The organism is Streptomyces sp. NPDC001744 (genome assembly GCF_042892575.1).
Lineage (GTDB): Bacteria > Actinomycetota > Actinomycetes > Streptomycetales > Streptomycetaceae > Streptomyces.
In genome coordinates, this window is sequence record NZ_JBIAUG010000004.1 from 357,884 (window position 1) to 378,886 (window position 21,003).

At 74.7% G+C, this 21,003-nt stretch carries 12 protein-coding genes; 7 read left to right on the forward strand and 5 right to left on the reverse strand.

Annotation, left to right across the window (positions count from 1 at the left end):
* Positions 1 to 127: 127 nt before the first annotated feature.
* Both ACFYZY_RS07840 and ACFYZY_RS07845 read right to left on the reverse strand, forming a co-directional pair.
* Positions 128 to 1,360 (reverse strand): serine/threonine-protein kinase, encoded by a 1,233-nt coding sequence (locus tag ACFYZY_RS07840; protein ID WP_388690540.1) that lies wholly within the window; start codon positions 1,358 to 1,360, stop codon positions 128 to 130.
* A gap of 107 nt (positions 1,361 to 1,467) precedes the next feature.
* Positions 1,468 to 3,237: a serine/threonine-protein kinase gene (locus tag ACFYZY_RS07845; RefSeq protein ID WP_388690543.1), complete on the reverse strand. Its 1,770-nt coding sequence runs from the start codon at positions 3,235 to 3,237 to the stop codon at positions 1,468 to 1,470.
* Between the two features lie 613 nt (positions 3,238 to 3,850).
* On the opposite strand from ACFYZY_RS07845, the gene ACFYZY_RS07850 reads away from it, so the two are divergent.
* The 5 genes from ACFYZY_RS07850 (at position 3,851) to ACFYZY_RS07870 (ending at position 12,757) form a co-directional block, all read left to right on the forward strand.
* Positions 3,851 to 7,393 carry an FHA domain-containing protein gene (locus tag ACFYZY_RS07850; RefSeq protein WP_388690546.1) on the forward strand — a complete coding sequence of 1,181 codons (3,543 nt, stop codon included), beginning with the start codon at positions 3,851 to 3,853 and terminating at the stop codon, positions 7,391 to 7,393.
* Positions 7,394 to 7,516: 123 nt separating this feature from the next.
* Complete coding sequence (locus tag ACFYZY_RS07855; RefSeq protein ID WP_388690549.1) at positions 7,517 to 8,872, forward strand: ABC transporter substrate-binding protein; 1,356 nt, start codon at positions 7,517 to 7,519, stop codon at positions 8,870 to 8,872.
* Positions 8,873 to 8,879: 7 nt separating this feature from the next.
* Entirely contained in the window at positions 8,880 to 10,214 is a 1,335-nt protein-coding gene (locus ACFYZY_RS07860; RefSeq protein WP_388690552.1) for a carbohydrate ABC transporter permease, read from the forward strand.
* Entirely contained in the window at positions 10,211 to 11,086 is an 876-nt protein-coding gene (locus ACFYZY_RS07865; RefSeq protein WP_388690555.1) for a carbohydrate ABC transporter permease, read from the forward strand. The genes ACFYZY_RS07860 and ACFYZY_RS07865 overlap by 4 nt, the downstream gene beginning before the upstream one ends.
* Positions 11,087 to 11,350: 264 nt before the next feature.
* Positions 11,351 to 12,757, forward strand: a complete 1,407-nt coding sequence (locus ACFYZY_RS07870; RefSeq protein ID WP_388690558.1) for a glycosyltransferase 87 family protein — start codon at positions 11,351 to 11,353, stop codon at positions 12,755 to 12,757.
* A 78-nt stretch (positions 12,758 to 12,835) separates the two neighbouring features.
* Here the strand turns inward: ACFYZY_RS07870 and ACFYZY_RS07875 are convergent, their stop codons facing one another.
* Positions 12,836 to 17,797, reverse strand: coding sequence for an NAD-glutamate dehydrogenase (locus ACFYZY_RS07875; protein WP_388690561.1), 4,962 nt, complete (start codon positions 17,795 to 17,797; stop codon positions 12,836 to 12,838).
* Positions 17,798 to 18,213: 416 nt separating this feature from the next.
* Here ACFYZY_RS07875 and ACFYZY_RS07880 point away from each other — a divergent pair, with 416 nt between their 5' ends.
* Entirely contained in the window at positions 18,214 to 18,768 is a 555-nt protein-coding gene (locus ACFYZY_RS07880; RefSeq protein ID WP_388690564.1) for a DJ-1/PfpI family protein, read from the forward strand.
* 28 nt (positions 18,769 to 18,796) lie between these two features.
* On the opposite strand, the gene ACFYZY_RS07885 is transcribed toward ACFYZY_RS07880, so the two are convergent.
* Positions 18,797 to 19,456, reverse strand: a complete 660-nt coding sequence (locus ACFYZY_RS07885; RefSeq protein WP_388690566.1) for an HAD family hydrolase — start codon at positions 19,454 to 19,456, stop codon at positions 18,797 to 18,799.
* A 57-nt stretch (positions 19,457 to 19,513) separates the two neighbouring features.
* A complete protein-coding gene (locus tag ACFYZY_RS07890) occupies positions 19,514 to 20,020 on the reverse strand; it encodes a DUF6912 family protein (RefSeq protein WP_388690569.1) in 507 nt (168 codons plus the stop codon).
* Positions 20,021 to 20,407: 387 nt separating this feature from the next.
* Here ACFYZY_RS07890 and ACFYZY_RS07895 point away from each other — a divergent pair, with 387 nt between their 5' ends.
* Positions 20,408 to 20,920, forward strand: a complete 513-nt coding sequence (locus ACFYZY_RS07895) for an Rv3235 family protein (protein ID WP_388690643.1) — start codon at positions 20,408 to 20,410, stop codon at positions 20,918 to 20,920.
* The last annotated feature ends 83 nt before the right edge of the window (positions 20,921 to 21,003 follow it).

A 21,003-nucleotide genomic window follows, 5' to 3' on the forward strand; every position in this document is an offset into this window, starting at 1 on the left:
CGGCGTCCGGTGCGTGCGATCGCAAGGCGCCGGGATGCCCTCGTAGCGGAGCTACTGGGGCATTTCGGCAACGCGGTGAGCGTGCGTGCCGGGCGCCGCGACCCAGGCGGGACTTTCCGGACACGGCCTACGGCGTCGAGGACTGCTTCGAGTCCCGCGGCGGGGTCTCCGCGTCCCCGGAGGTCGCGAGGTAGCCGCCGGCCCCGAGCGCGCCCGCCAGCACGACCGCCGCGACGGCGAGGGTGATCCGGCGCTTGCGGACCGCGCCCGCCTTGTGGCGGGCCGAGCCGGGGCGGCGGGCGCCCGCCGGGCGGGGGGCGCGGGCCGTGCCGAGCGGACCGCCGGAGAGTTCGTCGGGGGCCGGGACCCGCATGGAGGTGTGGGTGTCGCGGTGGGAGTCGGCGGAGGCCCCCGGGACGAGCGGGACGGCGGCCCGGCGCGGGCCGGGCGCGACGGCGCCCGCGACGGTGGCGTACCCGTCCTCCTCGTACGGCTCCGGCTCCGCGTCGGGCTCGTCCACGTCCAGCGGCGGGATGCCCTTGAGCAGCGGCAGCACGTCCCGGAGGCGGGCGGCCAGCTCGGAGGCGCGCAGCCGGGAGGCCGGGGCCTTGGCGAGGCACTGCACGAGCAGCTGCCACAGCTCCTCGGGGATGCCGGGCAGCGGGACGACGGTCTCGGTGACGTGGCGGCGCAGGACCGCGCCCGGGTGGCCGCCGCCGAACGGGGTGAAGCCGGCGAGCAGCTCGTACAGGACGGTCGCGAGGGCGTAGATGTCGACGGCGGCGCGCGGCGGCAGGCCCTCGACGATCTCGGGGGCGAGGTAGTCGGGGGTGCCGATGATCCGGGTGGCCCTGGTGCGGCCGGGGGTGTCGATCAGCTTGGCGACGCCGAAGTCGGTGAGGAGGGCGGGGTGGGAACCGCCGGGCCCGAGCGGGCCCTCCATGTCGAGGAGGATGTTCTCGGGCTTGACGTCGCGGTGGACGACCCCGGCGGCGTGCGCGGCGGCCAGGGCGTCGGCCACGTCGGCGACGATCGCGGCGGCGGCCTCGGGGGCGAGGCGGCGCTCGCGGTCGAGGCGGGTGCGCAGGTCGGTGCCGCGCACCAGGTCCATGACGAGGGCGAGGTCGTTGCCGTCCACCACCAGGTCGCGCACCTTCACCACCCGCGGGTGGTCGAGGCCGAGCAGGGCGGTCCGCTCCTGGACGAAGCGGCCGACCAGCTCCTGGTCGGAGGCCAGGTCCTCACGCAGCAGTTTGACGGCGACGGGCCCCTCGGGGCCCTCGCCGAGCCACACCGTTCCGGCGCTGCCCCGGCCGAGGATCTGGTGGGCGGTGTAGCGGCTGCCGATGTTCCGTGCCAAGACTGCTCCCTCAGCGGCTGCGGTTCACGCCCAAGCTACGCGTCCACGGCCGCCGGTCGTCACTTCCGAGGGGAAAACTCCCCTCGGAAGTCGATAAATCGGCAATATTACTGCCCTTTACCGCCGGTAGCACCCGAGGTGCCGGTGCCCGTGCCCGCGCTGTCGAACAGCTTGGAGACCCAGTCGCTGAACGACGAGACGCCGTCGCCGATCGCCTCCCAGTAGCCCTTGCCCTGGGCCACCCAGTCCTGGAGCGGGGTCAGCTCCCAGACGAGCCAGCCGGCGACCACGAACAGGACGATCGTGAACAGGCAGCCCTTGAGGCAGCCGAGGCCCGGGATCCGCATCGGGTTGGCGCCGCGCTGCCGCGGCGGTCGCGGCGGCCGCGGCTCGCGCGGCGCGGGCGCCTGGGGAGGCGGCTGCGGGGGCGCGTACTGCTGCTGGGGCGGGGCGTACCGCTGCTGCGGGGCGGGCTGCGGCGGGGGCGCGTACTGCTGCGGCTGGTGCTGCTGCTGCGCGTACGGCTGGGGGGCGGGCCGCTGCGGCTGGTACGGCGGGGGCTGCTGCCCGTGCTGCTGCCCGTACGCGCCGGGCTGCGGCTGGTTCTGCGGGGGCTGCGGCTGCCGCTGCGGGCGCCGGCGCAGGGGGTCCTGGCCCGGGTCCAGGTAGTGCATCTGCGTCTGCTCGTTGCGGTCGCGGGCGGCGCGCAGCTGGCTCTGCCAGGGATGCGGCTCCTCGCCCTGCCCGGCCTGCGGCGGGCCCGGCGGGACGGGGGGCATGACGGCCGTCGGGTCGGCGGCGCCGCCCGGCCCCCCGACCGGCATGACGCCGGTCGGGGCGGCGGGGTCGTACCGCGGGGGCGCCCCGGCGGGCAGCACCTGGGTGGGGTCGGCGGCCCCGGGAGCGCCGTGGGACAGCACCTGGGTCGGGTCGGCGGCCCCGGGGGTCTCCGGGACCGGCGCGGGTGCCGGGTCGGGGGCGAGGAGCGCCCCGACGCCGTCCGCCGCCTCGATCTGGGCGGGCGTGGCGTGCACGCCGGTGCCGGCGGCGACCGCGCGCAGGCCGCGGGCGAGGTTCACGGCGCTCGGGCGCCGGTCCGGGTCCTTGTCGAGGCAGCGCTCGATGACCGTCCACAGGGGTCCGGGCACGGTCGAGGGGCGGCGCGGCTCCTCGCTGAGGTGGCGGTGCAGGACCTCAAGGGCGGTGCCGCCCGCGAACGGGGGACGGCCGGTGACCAGCTCGTACAGGAGGATGCCCGCGCCGTAGATGTCCACGGCGGAGGTCTGCGGGCGGCCCTCGGCGGACTCGGGCGCCACGTACGCGGGCGTGCCGACGAACTCGTGGGTGCGGGTCAGGCCCGGGGAGTCCGCGAGGCGCGCGATGCCGAAGTCGGTGAGCATCGGGTGCATCTCGCCGTTCCGCTCGGCGAGCAGGACGTTGGCCGGCTTCAGGTCGCGGTGGACGACGCCGTCGGCGTGGCTGGCGGCGAGCGCGTCGGCGATCTGGGCGGTGAGGAGCGCGGCGGCGACCGGGGTGAGCGGGCCGTTCTCCCGGATGTACCGGTGCAGGTCGGGGCCCTCGACCAAGTCCATGACGAGGGCGAGGACGTCGCCCTCCACGACCAGGTCGCGGGTGCGCACGACGTTCGGGTGGGTGAGCCGCAGCAGCACGGACCGCTCGCGCAGGAAGCGCATCACGATGTCCGCGTCGTTGGCCAGCTCCTCCTTGAGGACCTTGATCGCGACGGTCTCGCCCGGCTGGCCGGGCACGGCCGCCTCGGCGCCCGCCGTCTCCCTCTGGCGGGCTCGCCAGACGGTGCCCGTGGCGCCGCGGCCGAGCGGCTCCTCGAGCAGGTACTTGCTGCCGATAGGCCGCACGTCACGCGCTCCCTGCTGGTCGTGGTCCTCGGGGGGTCCCCGCGGTGTCCCGGGGGGCCCTGTCCTCGTGGTCCTCGTGGTCCTCTTGGTCCTCGTGGTCCTCTTGTTGTGACCCGTCCGGATGTCCGACCCACTTTAGTGCCGCCGAACGGGTGCCGGACCGGTCGTCCACGGGGCGGTTCCGGGCCGGCGCGCCGGCCCGGCGGGCTCCCGGCGGACGGGGGCCGGTCCGGTGCCGCGCCCGCTCCCGGTGCCGCGCCGGCCCGGTCCCGCGCACGGTCGCGGCCCGGCTCCGACCGAAGGTGCCCGGAACGGGGCCCGGTCCTGTCCGGAAGAAGACGCTTCTTCGAGCGGGACGGTTGCCGTACATGTTCCGAAGGCATGTCCAACCAGGCATTTTTACGTCCACAGCCGACCATTCAAGATCACTTACGGCCGACCGGCGGGCGCGTTGTCAGTGGCAGGTGCGAGGATGCCCTCAGCACGCCGCGTCAGGGGTCGGGAGCCCCGCGCCGTGCCGACCTGTACCGGACGACGCGTCCGTGCCGGGTGGGGGGAGACACAGGGCGGTCCCCCTGCCGGGCACGTCGCGCAGAAGGGACCGCTGACGGCGATGCAGATCCGGCTGACCGTCCTCGCGCCACACGCCGGCCCCGGCGCCGGGCGCGCCTGCGACGTGCTCGTCACCGCCCCCGCCGGGACGGCGCTCTCCGCCGTGGCCTCGCACCTGGCCTCCGCCGTCACCGGCCCCGAGTCCTCCACGTCGGGCACGACCGTGCTCTACGCGGGCGCGGAGCGGCTGGACGGACGGCGCTGCGTGCTCGGCGAACCCCCGCTGGTCGACGGCGCGGTCCTCTCGCTCCAGGTCCCCGGCCCGGACGACCGGGCGGGGGAGCCCGCCGCCGCCCGGCTGCACGTGGTGGCGGGCCCGGACGCGGGCGGGGTGCACCTGCTGCACGGGGGAACGGTCAGGATCGGCCGTTCCGCCGACGCCGACGTGCCGCTGGACGACCCGGACGTCTCCCGCGCGCACTGCACGGTGACCGTCGGCGGGGACGGCCGGATCACGGTCGTCGACCGGGGCTCCACCAACGGCACGGTCCTCGACGGCGTCCCCGTGGGCGACCGGCCGGTCCGGCTCCGTCCGGGCGCGCTGCTGCGCCTCGGCGAGTCCGCCCTGCGCCTGACCGGGCCGGGCGACGGCCCCGGCACGGACCCGGTGGCGACGGCCCCGGACGGCGAGGGCCACCTGCGGCTCACGCGCGGGGCCGACGGGTGGGCGGGCCCCGGCAGGCCGGTCCCGGCGGGAAGCGTCACGGTCCCGGCAGGACCGGCGGACGACACGACCCACGGCGGGCACGGACTCGCGTGGCACGGCGGACCCGACGGCCCGTACGGCGGCGGGGGCGGCTCGTACGACGGCGCCCCGGGCGGTTTCCACGGCGACGGCCCCCACGGCGACGGGCACGACCACGTCCGGGGTCCCGCGCGCGAGGAGCACGGACACCGCGGCACGCACGAGGACGGTCACGGGAACGGCGCCGACGGCGCCGACGGCGGCGAGGCGTACGGCGGGCCCCCGGAGGCCGACCGGTCCCGGGGCCGGGACCGCGACCACGACCACGTATCGACGTCCCCGCCCCCGGCCGCGTCCGTCCGGACGGGCGGCAGGCGCGGGCTCGGCGCGTGGGCCCGGCGCCTCGCCGGCGGCCGCGAGGAGCTTCCGGCCCCCGCCGGGGCCCCGCGGCCGCCCGGGGCGCACACCGGTGTCCTGCGGGACGCCGGCGCCCACGGCCCCGTGCCGGGCGCCGACACCTGGCCCGACCCGGCCACCGTCCTGCTCAACGCCCTCGGCCCCGGTCCCCGGCTCTGGGAGCGCGCCCCGGACCACCCGGAGTTCCTGGCGGTCCGGCTCGGCACCACGGACCGCGCCGAACTCTCCGGCGTACCGGTCACCGCCGGACTGCGCGAGACCGGTTCGCTCGGCCTGGCCGGCCCCGGCGACCGGCTCGCCGGTCTGGCCCGTTCGGTGGTGGCCCAGCTCGCCGCCCTGCACTCCCCCTCCGACCTGGAGATCGTGCTCCTCAGCGCCGACCGGAACCGGTCCCTGGAGGAGCGGCGCCGCGCCTGGGGCTGGCTGGGCTGGCTCCCGCACGTCCGGCCCGCCCACGGCCAGGACTGCCGGCTCCTCCTGGCGTACGACCGCGAGCAGGCCCACGCGCGGACCTCCGAACTGACCCGGCGGCTCGACGACGGTCCGCTCGGCCCCGGCTGGCCCAGCGCGGACCGCGCGGCCGTCGCCGACGCCGCCGCCCGCCACGAGGGTCCCCGGACGGTCGTCGTCGTGGACGGCGACCCCGGCACGGCGGCGCTGCGCGAGACGGTGGCGCGGCTCGCCGGGGCCGGGGCGGCGGCCGGCATCCACCTCCTCTGCCTCGCCGAGGCGCCCCCGGCCTCCCCGGTGTCGCCGGTGGCCGCGACGTACGAGGCCGCGTGCGCCGCGTCCCTCGCGTTCCGCGAGTGCGGGGCCGCCGCGCTCCTGAGCGGTGACGTGGCGACGGCGCTGCGGCTGTTGCGGACCACCGGCGGACACGTGGCGGGCCACGGCACCGTCGGCGTGGTCGACGCGGTCTCCGTCGCCTGGGCCGAGCGGTTCGCGCGGGCGCTGGCCCCGCTGCGGCCGGAGACCCCGGCGGCCCCGCACGGCCGGGCCGCCGCGCTGCCCCCGTCCTCCCGGCTCCTCGACGAACTGGGGCTCGCGCGGGCCACGCCCGCCTCCCTGATGGCCCGCTGGGCCTCCGCCGGGGAGGGGACGGTCGTCCTGGGCGCGGGTCCGCGCGGGCCGCTGTCCGTGGACCTCACCCGGGAGGGGCCGCACCTGCTGATCGAGGGCCCGGCGGGCAGCGGCCGTACGGAACTGCTCCGCTCGATCGCCGCCTCGCTCGCGGCGGGCGGCCGCCCCGACCGGCTCGGCCTGGTCCTCGTGGACGGGGCCGGCGGCGAGCGCGGCGAGGGCCTCGCGGCCTGTACGGAGCTGCCGCACGTCACCGGGCACCTGGTCGCCTCGGACCCGGTCCGGATGCGGGAGTTCGCCCAGGCGCTGGGCGCCGAACTGAAGCGGCGGGCGGAGCTCCTGGGCGACGTCCCCTTCGCCGACCGGCGGGGTGCCCGCGCCCCGCAGATCACGGACCGGCTGTTCGGCCAGCGCGCCCCGAGCGCGGCGGAGTCCCTTCCCCGGAGCGCCCGCGCGGCCGTCCGCCTCCCGGACGCCGACCGTCCGAGCGGCCGCACCCTCCGGACGGGCGACGGGCCGGTCGGTGCCCTCCCGAGCGGCCGGAGCGCGTATCCGGGCGCGGACGCCGCGACCGGACCGGCCGACGGGCGCGTGCCCCGGCCCGGGAACGGTTTCGCGCACGGCGGGGACCCGTTCACGGCCGACACGCCCAGCGGGCGGCTGCCCCGGCGGGGTGGTCCGGGCGGCGGTCCGGACGACCGCCCCGGCGGCCGTACCCTCCGCGCCGGGGACGGCGGTCCGGGCGACGACCGGGCCGAGGAGGCGGGGGCGCCCCGCGTCCCCCGGCCCGCCACGGGCGAGCAGGCGGCGGCCGGGGCGCTGCCCCGGCTCGTCGTCCTGGTCGACGACTTCGACGCCCTGGTCGCCCCCGCGCTCGGCGCCCCCGGCCGGCCGGCCGCCGGGTCCGTCGTACGGGCCCTGGAGGCCGTCGCCCGGAACGGCGAGCGGCTCGGCGTGCACCTCGTCGTGGCCTCGGCCCGCCCGGACCGGACCGCCGACACGGAGCCGGTCCTCGGCGCCCGGCTGCGGATCGTGCTCGACGCGCCCCCGGCGACGGCGGGACCGGACGTCCCGGTGGCCGGGCGGGGCCGGCTCGGGCATCCGGACGGGCGGGTGACGCCCTTCCAGGCGGGCCGTGTCACCGGGCGGATCCCCCGGACGGCGACGCTGCGCCCGACGGTCGTCCCGCTGGAGTGGGAGCGCATGGGCGACCCGCCCACCCGCCGCCCGGTCCGGGAGCTGGGCAACGGGCCGACGGACCTGGCCCTCCTCGCGAGCGCGCTCGACCGGGCGGCCCGCTCGGTCGAGGCCACGCCCGTGGCGCCGCTCTCCCCCGCCGTCCCGGCGCGACAGGGCTCCTGACGGCACGTCACAGGCGAATCACGATCCTCCACTTGACACGGAAGGCGGTATTGCGGCCCCGCGGCACCCGGCGTAGACCTGTCGGCACGGGACAGCTAGGCGCACGAAAGAGACGGGGCAGCAATGCGTACAACTCTTCGTCCACGCAAGGCCGCGGTGACCTTCACGGCACTCGCGACGCTCGCCGCGCTCGCCCTCGCGGGCTGTGGCGAGGGCGGCGCGAAGGACCCGGGGGCGAAACCCACCGGCGACCTCCCCCTGAAGGGCGAGAAGATCGAGGTCGCCGCCGTCTGGACGGGTCCGGAGCAGGCGAACTTCACCAAGGTGCTGCGGGAGTTCGAGAAGCGGACCGGCGCGACGGTCACGTTCGTGCCCGCGCAGGACCCGATCGTGAACTTCCTCGGCACGAAGATCGCCGGCGGCTCCCCGCCGGACGTGGCGATGCTCCCGCAGGTGGGCGCGATCCAGCAGGCGGCCGCCCAGAAGTGGCTCAAACCGGTCGGCCCCGACGTGAAGGCCCAGCTCGCCGCGCACTACTCGCGCGGCTGGCAGGAGCTGGGCGCGGTGAACGGCACCCAGTACGGCGTCTACTTCAAGGCCGCCAACAAGTCCCTGGTCTGGTACAACAACGCCGTCTTCGAGAACGCGGGCGCCGCCGAGCCTAAGACCTGGAAGGACTTCCTGGCCACCGCCGAGACCATATCCGCCTCCGGCGTCACCCCGGTCTCGGTCGGCGGCGCGGACGGCTGGACGCTCACCGACTGGTTCGAGAACGTCTACCTCTCCCAGGCGGGGCCGGAGAAGTACGACCAGCTGGCGAAGCACACGATCAAGTGGACGGACCCGTCCGTCACCGCCGCCCTGACCACCCTGGGCGAACTCTTCGGCAAGCCGTCGCTGATCGCGGGCGGGGCGAGCGGCGCGCTCCAGACCGAGTACCCGGCCTCGGTCGCGCAGACCTTCACGGGCGGCGCCGAACCGAAGGCCGCGATGGTCTTCGAGGGCGACTTCGCGGCCGTCAACATCGCGGAGACCAAGGCGGAGATCGGCACGGACGCGAAGGTCTTCCCCTTCCCGAAGGTGGGGGACGCGGGCACCGTGCCCGTGGTGACGGGCGGCGACGCGGCCGTCGCGCTCAAGGACACCAAGGGCGCGCAGGCGCTGCTCGCCTTCCTCGCCTCCCCGGACGCGGCGAAGATCTGGGCGGCCGAGGGCGGTTTCCTCTCGCCCAACAAGAGCCTGGACCCGGCGGCGTACCCGAACGACGTCCAGCGCGAGATCGCCAAGGCCCTGATCGGGGCGGGCGACGCCTTCCGCTTCGACATGTCGGACCAGATGCCGCAGTCCTTCGGCGGGACGCCGGGCAAGGGCGAGTGGAAGGCGCTCCAGGACTTCCTGAAGAACCCGAAGGACGTCGCCGGGACCCAGGCTCGCCTGGAGGCGGACGCGGCGAAGGCGTACCGGACCGCGAAGGGCTGAGGCCGGCATGTCCTCCACCACCGCCACGCGCGGGAAGGGCGGGGTCGCCGGGGAGAGGCGCAGGAGCCGGGTCGTGGCGGCGGGGTTCCTGCTGCCCGCCCTGCTCCTGCTCGGCGCGCTCGTCGTCTATCCGATCGGGTACTCCGTCCAGCGCTCGCTCTTCGACCGTTCCGGCTCCTCCTTCGCCGGCCTCGACAACTACGTGGCCCTGTTCACCGACGACTCCCTGCGCACCGCCGTCGGGAACAACCTGGTCTGGCTGGTGCTGGCCCCGGCGGTCGCCACCGCCCTCGGCCTGGTCTTCGCGGTCCTCACCGAACGCGTCCGCTGGGGGACGGCGTTCAAGCTGCTCGTCTTCATGCCGATGGCGATCTCCATGCTGGCCGCCGGCATCATCTTCCGGCTGGTGTACGAGCAGAACCCGGACCGGGGGGTCGCGAACGCCGTCTGGGTCGGCGTCCACGACACCTTCGCCGGGTCCTCGGTCTTCCCGAAGGCCCGGCCGCTGCCCGCGCACCCGCTGAAGGCGGCCGGGGGCGGGGCGTACGTGACGAAGGAACCCGTGCGGGCCGGACGGCCGGTACGGCTTCCGCTGGTCGGGGTGGCGCCGGCGCGGATGCCGGAGGGGGCCCGCCCGGCCGCGGAGCCCGCCGGCACGGACCCGGGCGCGATCACCGGCACGGCCTGGCTGGACTTCACCCGGGGCGGCGGCGGGCGGCCGAACGAGGTCGACCCGGACGAGCGGGGCCTCGCGGGGCTGCGGATCGAGGCCGTACGGGACGGGAAGGTGGTCGCCACGGCGACGGCGGCGGCCGACGGCACGTTCGCGCTGCCCGCCGACCGCGCGGACGGGGCCGTGCTCCGGCTGCCCGCGAGCAACTTCCGGGAGCAGTACGACGGCGTCGAGTGGCTGGGACCCTCGCTCGTCACGCCCGCGATCATCGGGGCGTACGTGTGGATGTGGGCCGGGTTCGCGATGGTGCTGATCGGGGCCGGGCTCGCGGCCGTGCCGCGCGAGCTGCTGGAGGCGGCGCGGGTGGACGGGGCGAACGAGTGGCAGGTGTTCCGGCGGATCACGGTGCCGCTCCTGGCGCCCGTCCTCGCGGTCGTCCTCGTCACCCTGATGATCAACGTGCTGAAGATCTTCGACCTGGTCTTCGTCATCGCGCCGGGCTCCGCGCAGGACGACGCGAACGTGCTCGCGCTCCAGCTGTACCGCTCGTCCTTCGGCACGGACGCGGACCTCGGGGTCGGTTCGGCCATCGCCGTCCTGCTGCTCCTGCTCGTGGTGCCGGTGATGGTGCTCAACATCCGCCGCATGCGCAGGGAGGCCCGCCGATGAGGACGACCGACGCCAGGCCCTCCCGCTCCCCGGCGGCGCGGATCGCGTCCGCGGCCGCGTCCGGCGCGGTCCGGGTCTTCCTCGTCCTGACGGGCCTGTTCTGGCTGCTGCCGACGGTCGGTCTGCTGCTCTCCTCGCTCCGTTCGCCGTCCGACATCGCGGCGAGCGGCTGGTGGGAGGTGTTCACGGCCCCGGCGCAGCTGACCACGGAGAACTACGCCCGCCTGCTGGCGAACGACACGATCACGGGCTCCCTGCTCAACACCGTCCTGATCACCGTCCCGGCGACCCTCCTCGTCCTGGTGATCGGATCGTTCGCCGGGTACGCGTTCGCGTGGCTGGACTTCCCGGGCCGGGACTGGTGGTTCCTGGGCGTGGTCGCCCTGCTCGTGGTGCCGGTGCAGGTCGCCCTGGTCCCGGTGTCGAAGCTCTTCGGGACGGTCGGGCTCTTCGAGACGACCGCCGGGGTGGTCCTCTTCCACACGGCCTTCGGCCTGCCGTTCGCGATCTTCCTCCTGCGGAACTTCTTCGCGGAGATCCCGCGCGAGCTCCTGGAGGCGGCGCGGCTCGACGGCGCGGGCGAGATCCGGCTGTTCACCCGGGTGGTGCTGCCGCTCGGCGGTCCGGCGATCGCCTCGCTCGGCATCTTCCAGTTCCTGTGGGTCTGGAACGACATGCTGATCGCGCTGATCTTCGCGGACTCGCAGTCGCCGCCGATCACGGTGGCGCTCCAGCAGCAGGTGCGGCAGTTCGGCAACAACGTGGACGTGCTCGCGCCGGGCGCGTTCCTGTCGATGGTGGTGCCGCTGGTGGTGTTCTTCGCCTTCCAGCGCCAGTTCACGTCGGGGGTGATGGCGGGCGCGGTGAAGTGACCCGGCGGGTCACGCCCCCGGTGCGGTGCCGGGGTCCGGGACGCCGAGCGGCCTCCGCGCGCGGGCCGGGGGGCACTCGGGACGGGATCCGCCGCCCGTGCCGGTCACGGGCGCGGGCCCCGACGGCCTCCGTCCGCGGCTGGAGGCGGGAAGGCTCCGGAGGGACGGTCCGGCGCGGGAGGTGGTGGCGGAGTACGAGGAGTTCGTCGCGTCAGGGGCGAAGACCACCGGCAAACAAGACATTACGGTCTAAAGTGCGGTGGGGTGACGAACGATCAGCCGCAGACCCCCCACCCGGCCGGCACCGAACCCCCCGGCACCGCACCCCTCCGCTCCCCCGGCGACGAGCCCCCTCGCGCCTCCGGCGACGCGTCCCCCCGCTCCCCCGGCGGCGCCTCCCGTCCCACCGGCGCCGAGCCCCCCGCCCTCACCCGCTCCCCCTTCGACTCGGACACCTTCACCCTCGCCACCTTCGTCACGGTCGGTCGCGGCCCCCACCTCGCGCTCGCCGCCGTCTGGCTCCTCACCCGGGCCGGCATGCTCCTGCTGCTGCTCCGCGACGACCTCGGCATCGGCGGGGTGGGCCGCGAGGTGGCGCTCTACCAGCAGTGGTACGCGAGGTTCGCCGAGGGCACCTTCCCGCCCGGCGACGCCACCTGGCAGTACCCGCCCGGCGCCGGGCTGGTGATCATGTCCCCGGGCGCCCTCCCCTGGCTCACGTACTTCCAGGCGTTCGTCACCCTCACCCTCCTCGCCGACGCGGTCGTCACCCTCGCCCTCGCCCGCGCCGACGGCGCGCGCCTCACCCACGGCGCCTGGATCTGGGTCTGCGGCCTGCCGCTCCTCCTCCACATCCCCCTCGCCCGGTACGACGTCCAGACCACCGCCCTCGCCGTCCTCGCCCTGCTCGCCCTGGGCGCCCGCCCGGCCGCGGCCCACCGGCTCGGCGGAGCGCTCGCCGGGATCGGCGCGACGGTCAAGGTCTGGCCGGCGCTCGCCCTCCTCGGCACGCCCCGGGGCCGTACCACCCGCGAGGCGTGGACCGCCGCCGCCGTCACCGCCCTCGTGCTCCTCGCCGCCCTCGCGCTGTTCTTCTCCGAGTCGCTGGGCTTCCTGCGCCAGCAGGGCGGCCGGGGCATCCAGATCGAGTCCCTGGGCGGCACGCTCCTCGGCCTCGCCCGGTCCGCCGGCGTCTGGCCGGGCCGGGTCGAGTTCCGTTACGGGGCCCTGGAGTACGCCGGCCCGTACGTCTCCAGCCTCGGTCACCTCTCCCTGCTGCTCACCGCGCTCGCCCTCGGCTGGCTGGTCGTGTGGCGCCTGCGGGCCCGCACGTGGACCGCCGCCACCCCGTTCGACACGGCCCTCGCCGCCGTCCTGCTGTTCACCGTCACCAGCCGGGTGATCAGCCCCCAGTACATGGTCTGGCTGCTCGGCCTCGCCGCCGTCTGCCTGACCTCCCGCGACACCGTGATGCGCCCGGTGGTCCTGCTGCTGCTCCCGGCGGCGGCGCTGAGCGCGCTCGCGTACCCCGTCCTCTACTACGACGTCATCGACGGCACCCCCACCGGTCTCGCCGTGATGGTGCTCCGCAACGGCCTGCTGCTCGCCGCGGCCCTGCTCGCCGCCCGCCGCCTGTGGACCTCGACGGCCGCCGCCGAACCGGCCGAGTGAAAGGCCCGGAGGGACAGCCGAAGGAAAAACGGGGGAGGGCCCCGCCGGAGTCTCCGGCGGGGCCCTCCCCCTTCACGGTCAGCCGTGCGAACGGAGCAGCGTGCGCATCGTCCGCATCGCCACCGACAGGTTCGCCAGGTCGAAGGTGTCCGAGCCCTGGATCTCCTCCAGGGTCGTCCGCGCGCGGCCCAGGATCGCCGCGTTCCGCTCCTCCCACGCCGTGAACCGCTCCTCCGGGCTGGCGTTGTCGCCGCCCGCCGTCAGGACGTCCTGCGTGAGCGCCGCGTGCGCCGCGAACAGGTCCTCGCGGATCGAGGCGCGGGCCATCGACTGCCAGCGGTCGCTGCGCGGCAGCTCGACGATCCGGTCCATCAGGTCGGTGATCCGCAGCCGGTCGGCCAGGTCGTAGTAGACCTCGGCCACCTCCAGCGGCTCCGTGCCCGTCCGGTCCGCGATCGCCACGACGTCGAGGATCGGGAAGGCGGAGGAGAAGCCGGCGACCCGCAGGGCCAGCTCCTTCGGCACGCCGAACCCGGTCAGCTCGTCCAGGATCGACTGGTACCACTCCCGGTCGGCGCCGTGCAGCAGCTGCGGCAGCCGCGACCAGACCTCCTCGACGCGCTCGGCGAAGAACTCGATGGTCTCGGTGAGGCGGAGCGGCTGCGGCCGGTTGTTGAGCAGCCAGCGCGTGCCGCGCTCGACGAGCCGGCGGGAGTGCAGCCGCATCCGGGTCTGGATCTCGGCGGGCACCTGGTTGTCGAGGTCCTCGACGGCGTCCCAGACCTGGCTGAGGCGGAAGACGACACGGGCGGCGGTCTGCGCCCGGACGATCTCCTCGATCGACGCGCCGGTCTCCTCGCGGAGGCGGTGCAGGAAGGTCGAACCGCCGGTGTTGACGGTGTCGTTGACCAGGACGGTGGTGACGATCTCGCGCCGCAGCGGGTGGCCGTCGACGGCGTCGGCGAACCGCTCGCGCAGCAGCGTCGGGAAGTACGCGTGGAGCAGCCCGCGCAGGTACGGGTCGTCCGGCAGGTCCGTGCCGATCAGCTCGTCGGCCACCGTGATCTTGGTGTACGCGAGGAGGACGGCCAGCTCCGGCTGGCTCAGGCCCCGCCCGTTGGTGAGCAGCTCGCGGATCTGCCGGTCGTTGGGCAGGAACTCCAGGGAGCGGTCGAGGGCCCCGTCGCGGCCCAGGCGGCGCATGAAGCGCTGGTGGGCGTGGAGCAGGGACGGCGACTGGGCGACGGCGTTGGCCAGGGCCGTGTTCTGCGCGTAGTTGTTGCGCAGCACCAGCGTGCCGACCTCGTCGGTCATCTCCGCGAGGATCTTGTTGCGCTGCTTGACGGTCATGTCGCCCTCGGCGACGAGCCCGTTGAGCAGGATCTTGATGTTGACCTCGTGGTCGGAGGTGTCGACGCCGGCGCTGTTGTCGATGGCGTCGGTGTTGATCCTGCCGCCCCGGCCCTCGGGACCGCCGGACCGGGCGAACTCGATGCGGCCGAGCTGGGTGGCGCCCAGGTTGCCGCCCTCGCCGACGACCTTGGCGCGCACGTCCTGGCCGTCGACGCGGATGGCGTCGTTGGCCTTGTCGCCGACGTCGGCGTTCGACTCGGCCGACGACTTGACGTACGTGCCGATGCCGCCGTTCCACAGCAGGTCCACGGGGGCGTGCAGGACGGCCTTCATCAGCTCGGCCGGGGTCATCTTGGTGATCCCGGCCTCGATGCCGAGGGCGGCCCGGACCTGCGCGTTGATCGGGATCGACTTGGCGGTGCGGGGGTGGACGCCACCGCCGGGGGAGAGCAGCGAGGTGTCGTAGTCGGCCCAGGACGAGCGGGGCAGCTCGAAGAGGCGGCGGCGCTCGGCGTACGAGACGGCCGCGTCCGGGTTCGGGTCGAGGAAGATGTGCCGGTGGTCGAAGGCGGCGACCAGGCGGATGTGCTCGGAGAGCAGCATGCCGTTGCCGAAGACGTCGCCGGACATGTCACCGACGCCGACGACCGTGAAGTCCTCGGACTGGGTGTCGTGGCCCAGCTCGCGGAAGTGGCGCTTGACGGACTCCCAGGCGCCGCGGGCGGTGATGCCCATGCCCTTGTGGTCGTAGCCGGCCGAGCCGCCGGAGGCGAACGCGTCGCCGAGCCAGAAGCCGTACGACTCCGCGACCCCGTTGGCGATGTCGGAGAAGGTCGCGGTGCCCTTGTCGGCGGCGACGACCAGGTAGGTGTCGTCCTCGTCGTGGCGGACCACGTCGACCGGCGGCACGACCTCGCCCGCCACCAGGTTGTCGGTGATGTCGAGCAGGGCCGAGATGAACGTCTTGTACGAGGCGATGCCCTCGGCCATCCAGGCGTCCCGGTCCACGGTGGGGTCCGGGAGCTGCTTGGCGACGAACCCGCCCTTGGCGCCGACGGGCACGATGACGGTGTTCTTCACCATCTGCGCCTTGACCAGGCCGAGGATCTCCGTGCGGAAGTCCTCGCGCCGGTCGGACCAGCGCAGACCGCCTCGCGCGACCTTGCCGAAGCGCAGGTGGACGCCCTCGACGCGGGGCGAGTACACCCAGATCTCGAAGGCGGGGCGCGGGGCCGGCAGGTCGGGGATGGCCTGCGGGTCGAACTTCATCGACACGTAGGAGTGCGGCCGGCCCTCGCCGTTCCGCTGGAAGAAGTTGGTGCGCAGGGTGGCCTTGATGACGGTGAGGAAGGAGCGCAGGATGCGGTCCTCGTCCAGGCTCGCGACCTGGTCGAGGGCGGCGTCCAGCTCTTCGAGGAGGGCGTCGGTCAGCTCGGTGCCGGCGCGCTGGCGCTCCGGCGCCATCCGGGCCTCGAAGAGGTTGACGAGCAGCCGGGTGGTGTGGACGTTGTTGCGGAGGGTGTCCTCCATGTAGTCCTGGCTGAAGGTCGCCCCGGCCTGGCGCAGGTACTTGGCGTAGGCGCGCAGCACCATCGCCTCGCGCCAGGTGAGCCCGGCGGAGAGGACGAGCGAGTTGAAGCCGTCGTTCTCGGCCTCGCCGGTCCAGGTGGCGGCGAACGCCTCCTGGAACCGCTCGCGGGCGTCGTCCCCGAGGGAGGTGCCGTTGCCGGTCTCGGCGGGCATCCGCAGGCCGAAGTCGTAGATCCAGGCGTGGGTGCGGTCGGCGCAGCGCAGCTCGTACGGACGCTCGTCGGTGACCTCGACGCCGAGCCGGTTGAGGACCGGCAGGACGGCGGAGAGGGAGATCTGGTCCCCCGTCTTGTAGATCTTGAAGCGGCGCTCGCCGGGGCCCGCGAGGACCGGCTCGTAGAGGGAGAGCGCGAAGTCCCGGCCGTCGGACAGGGCCTCCAGGTGGACCAGGTCGGCGACGGCGGCGCGCGGTGAGTGGTCGGCCTTGTAGCCCTCGGGGAAGGCGTTGCCGTAGTGGCGGAGCAGTTCGGCGGCGCGCTCCTCGCCCAGTTCGGCGTTGAGCGCCTCGCCGAAGCCGTCGGCCCAGGAGCGGGCGGCCTCCACGAGCCGGGCCTCGATGCGGTCCACGTCGGAGTCGGTGAGCGCGGCCAGTTCGGTGCCGGGCTCGACGCGGACGACGAAGTGCAGCCGGGAGAGGATCGATTCCGTGTTCCAGGCGGTGAAGTCGACGCTGGTGCCGCCGAGCTCCTCCTTCAGGATGTCGATGATCCGCAGCCGGACGCGGGTGGTGTAGCGGTCGCGCGGCAGGTAGACGAGGGCCGAGTAGTAGCGGCCGTACTCGTCCTGGCGCAGGTAGAGCCGCAGCCGGCGCCGCTCCTGGAGGTACAGGACGCTGGTGACGACGGACCGGAGCTGGTCGACCGGGGTCTGGAACAGCTCGTCGCGCGGGTAGGTCTCCAGGATCTGGAGCAGGTCGCGGCCGTCGTGGCTGTTCGGGGAGAAGCCGGCGCCCGCCAGGACCTCCTGGACCTTGCGCTTGACGACGGGGACGCGGCGGACGGACTCGGTGTAGGCGGCCGAGGAGAAGAGGCCGAGGAAGCGGCGCTCGCCGACGACGTTCCCGTCGGCGTCGAACTTCTTCACGCCGACGTAGTCGAGGTACGAGGGGCGGTGCACGGTCGCCCGGCTGTTGGCCTTCGTCAGGATGAGCAGCTTGTGCTCGCGGGCCTTGGCGCGGGCGTCGGCGGGGAGCCGGCTGAAGGAGGGCGAGACGGGGTGGGCGTGGTGGCCCTCGTCGTCGCCGGAGTGGCGGGGGTCGGAGCGCAGGATGCCGAGGCCGGTGCCGGGCACGGCGGTCAGGGCGTCGCCGTCCACGAGTTCGTACTCGCGGTAGCCGAGGAAGGTGAAGTGGTCGTCGGCGAGCCAGCGCAGCAGCTCGCGGGCCTCCTCCACCTCGGTGGGCCGCAGGTCGGGGGCGGTGGGCTCGCCGGGGAGGCCGTCCGCGATGCGCAGGGCGGCGTCGCGCATCTTCTCCCAGTCCTCGACCGTCTCGCGGACGTCGGACAGGACGCGCAGCAGGTCGGCGGTGATCTGCTTGAGGTCGGCGCGGTCGGTCTCGCGGTCGATCTCGACGTGGATCCAGGACTCGGTGAGCGCGTCGTGCGGCAGCTCGCCGTGGATCTGGGCCGACAGGACCTCGATGAGCCGGCCGGCGACGTCACGGCGGACGAGGACCTGCGGGTGGATCACGACGTGGATGCCGCGGCCCTGGCGGGACAGCTCGTTGGTGACCGAGTCGACCAGGAAGGGCATGTCGTCGGTGACGACCTCCACGACGGAGTGGCTGCTCGTCCAGCCGTTCTCCTCCACCGTCGGGGTGTGGACGCGCACGTTCGCGGTGCCCTGCGGACGGTTCTCCGCGAGCCGGTAGTGGGAGAGGGCGGCGCCGAACACGTCGACCGGGTCCCGGTCGGCCAGGTCCTCGGGTGCGGTGTGCAGGTAGTAGCGCTGGAGGTACTCGAGCACGGTGTCCCCGTCCGGGCGTTCGCCCGAACCCTCCGGCCCCGTCGGAAGTCGCCCCCCGACCGGGCTGTGCTCAGCTACCCGGGCGGCCCTCTCGAGCAGCTCGGCCTTGGCTTCGTCCAGCTTGGTCTGCATGTCCTCTGACTCCTGGTCGCGCGCCGTTGCGTGACGTCGGTGGAAGGAAGGGCACAACGCCTCGACGCGGTGAATCCGGTCGGAACGACGTTATGCCCGGATGAGAGATGCCCGGGTCGTTATCGGCCACTGTGCGCGGCACGCCCGGGCGGAGGAGATCGGCGAACGCACGGACGGCCCGGCCGCTGTCGCGGACCGGGCGGCAGCCGGGGGCTTCACTGCCCCCTCGGCGTATCGCGCTGATCACGTGGGAAGCCTATCGCTCCCGACCCCCGAACCGTCATGAGCCGTATGTGTACAAAAGAGGGGGCGGAAGTTTGACGTTATGGACAGCGACACATGTCCTCTTGGCGCGTTGCTCCAGGGGGAGCGGTGTGCGCGGGACGGCAGTCCGACCCCTGTGATCCGGGAGAGCCATGGTGAAGATCCTGATCGTGACCGGCGACGCGGCGGAGTCCCTGGAGGTGATGTACCCCTACCAGCGCCTGCTCGAAGAGGGCTACGAGGTCGACATCGCGGCCCCGGCCCGCAAGACCCTGAGGTTCGTGGTCCACGACTTCGAACCCGGTTTCGACACGTACACCGAGAAGCCCGGCTACACCTGGCCCGCCGACCTCGCCTTCTCCGAGGTCGACCCGGGCGCGTACGCGGCGGTGGTGGTGCCGGGCGGCCGGGCACCGGAGTACCTGCGCAACGACCCGGAACTCCGCAAGATCGTCAAGGCGTTCTTCGACGCGGACAAGCCGGTGGCGCAGATCTGCCACGGTCCGCTCCTGACGGCGGCGGCCGGCGGCCTGGAGGGGCGCCGGGTCACGGCCTACCCGGCCCTCGAACCCGACATGCAGGCGGCCGGGGCGTCCTTCCGGGACACGGCGGTCGTGGTCGACGGCCTCCTCGTCTCCTCCCGGGCGTGGCCGGACCACCCGGTCTGGATGCGCGAGTTCCTGAAGGTCCTCCGGGCCGGGGACTGAGCCGCCCGGCCGGTGTCCGGCGGAGGAACTACACCAGCTCCTCCGCCACGGCCACCGCCTCCGCGAGGGAGTCCACCACCGGCACCCCCACCCGTTCCAGCGAGGCGCGGCTGTGCGAGCCCCCGGTGTAGAGGACCGCCCGCGCCCCCACGTGCGCCGCCGCCAGCGCGTCGTCCGCCGCGTCGCCGATGACGACCACCCGGTCCGGCCGCACCCCTCCGAGGGCGGCCAGGTGCCGCACCATGTGCCCGGACTTCCCGTCCGTGGAGGCGTCGGTCCGCCCGTCCACGCGCGTGAACCGCTCCGCGATGCCGTGCCGGCGCACGAGCGGGACGAGGTCGGCGTGCGGCGCGAGGGAGAGCAGCGACTGCGTCGATCCGGACGCCTGCCGCGCCGCGAGGAGTTCGGCCGCCCCGGCGGTCAGCCCGCAGCCCTCGGCCCGCTCCCGGTAGTGGCGGTGGAAGGCGCCGTCCATGAGCGCCCACTCGGCGTCGGTGGGCAGCCGTCCCATGAACCGCTCGTAGAACCTCGGCACCGGCACCATGTACAGCTCGCGGTACCGCTCCGGCGTGATCGGCCCGAGTCCGAGTTCGGCGAAGGCGGCGTTCGTCGCCCCGATGACCGCCTCGGTGTCGTCGAGCAGCGTGCCGTTCCAGTCCCAGACCAGGTGCTTTCCGTGCTTCCCCATGGAAGGACGGTACCCGCCGCGCCCGGCGGCGGGGAGCACGGAGGTCTCCCCGCGTCCTCAGGCCAGCAGCGCCGGGATCTCCTGCACCCCGAACCACAGCAGCTCGTGGTCCTCGGCACCGTCCACGACGAACCGCGCGTCGTCGTCCCCCTGGTCGGCCGCCCCCAGCGCGTCCGCCGCCGCCGTGACGTCCGCCTCGGCGTCGTCCGCGTCGGCGTGCACCGCCGCCGCCCTGCTCAGCGGTACGGGCCCGGCGATCCGGACCTCGCCGACGGAACCGGCGTCGAGCCCCCGGTCGGGGTCCACGGCCGCGTCCTTGTCGGTCACGTCCACGGCGACGACGACCCGGCGCCGGGGCGTCCCGGGGTCGTTGGCGAGCAGCCGCAGGGAGGCGGAGGCGGCGCGGTTGAGCGCCGCGTACTCCAGCTCCTCGATGTCGTCGGAGACGTACCACTCGCGCAGGGCGGGGGTGACGGCGTAGGCGGTCAGCGGGCCCGGGCCCAGCTCGCCCGCCTTGTGCGCCTGTGCGAGACCGGGGAGGGTCAGGGGGACGTAGACGCGCATGGCTGGCCGCTTTCGTAGACGGAGATGCCCTCAGGATACGTGCGGAGTCCCCCTTCGGGTTCCCGGCCGGCCCCGCCCCGCCCGCCGCCGGGACCCCTCGCCGGACCGCCGGGGACCGGCTTTCCGGCCGCGTCACCCGGATAGGTGATCCCGCTCCGGAACCGCTCCCCGGGGCCGGCTCCTTGCGAGGCCCCGGAGTCCCGCCGTAGAAGGTCCCCAACGGAAGTTACCGACTGGTACCAACTGGTTACACAGAGACAGGAGACCGTCATGACCAGCACACTCGTCACCGCCGACGTCACCGCGACCACCGATGCGACCGCCGACGTCACCGCGATCACCGACGACGTCACCACCAGCGCCGTTCGCGCCGATGCCGCCGCTGACGTGCGTACCGCCGCCGTCCGCACGGCCGCCACCGCCGCCGCGGGCTCCCCCGCCGCCACCGCCCGCCCCCGTCCCCCGCGGCCCCGTACGTCCCCCGGCGGCCCCGCCGGCACCCGCCCGCGCGGCTCCGCCGGCGCCCGTCCCCGCACGTCCCGGGGCGGCACGCCCCGCGCGCTCCCCCCGCACACCGTCTTCGCCGAGCGCCTGCTCGCCGTGCTGAGCGGGGAACGGCCGGTGCACTGGATGCTCGGCCACACCCTCGGCGACGCGTACGAGCAGCTGGTCCGGCTCGCCCCCGGAACGCCGCTGCGCTCCCTCGGCCCCCGGCCGGTGCTGCGCCGCTGCTCGGTCCAGCCGCACCCCTCCCAGGGAGCCGTCGAGGCGTTCGCGACCATCGCCACCGGGACCCGCGTACGGGCGATGGCGTTCCGGCTGGAGCGCGGCGACGACCAGCGCTGGCGCTGCGCCGCCGTGGAACTCGACGGGCTGGAGGCGACCGCCCGGCACGCGTGACGGCGGAGCGCACGACACGGGCCGTACATCGCGGGGGCGTACGGCCGCACGAAGGGCGAGGGGGCCGTCCACCCCGGCGGGTG

Bases quoted from the DNA above. Each gene is read 5' to 3' on its own strand.
- ACFYZY_RS07860 (WP_388690552.1), top strand. From the start codon at position 8,880: ATGTCCTCCACCACCGCCACGCGCGGGAAGGGCGGGGTCGCCGGGGAG.
- ACFYZY_RS07885 (WP_388690566.1), bottom strand. From the start codon at position 19,456: ATGGGGAAGCACGGAAAGCACCTGGTCTGGGACTGGAACGGCACGCTG.
- ACFYZY_RS07875 (WP_388690561.1), bottom strand. From the start codon at position 17,797: ATGCAGACCAAGCTGGACGAAGCCAAGGCCGAGCTGCTCGAGAGGGCC.
- ACFYZY_RS07890 (WP_388690569.1), bottom strand. From the start codon at position 20,020: ATGCGCGTCTACGTCCCCCTGACCCTCCCCGGTCTCGCACAGGCGCAC.
- ACFYZY_RS07855 (WP_388690549.1), top strand. From the start codon at position 7,517: ATGCGTACAACTCTTCGTCCACGCAAGGCCGCGGTGACCTTCACGGCA.
- ACFYZY_RS07880 (WP_388690564.1), top strand. From the start codon at position 18,214: ATGGTGAAGATCCTGATCGTGACCGGCGACGCGGCGGAGTCCCTGGAG.
- ACFYZY_RS07865 (WP_388690555.1), top strand. From the start codon at position 10,211: ATGAGGACGACCGACGCCAGGCCCTCCCGCTCCCCGGCGGCGCGGATC.
- ACFYZY_RS07850 (WP_388690546.1), top strand. From the start codon at position 3,851: ATGCAGATCCGGCTGACCGTCCTCGCGCCACACGCCGGCCCCGGCGCC.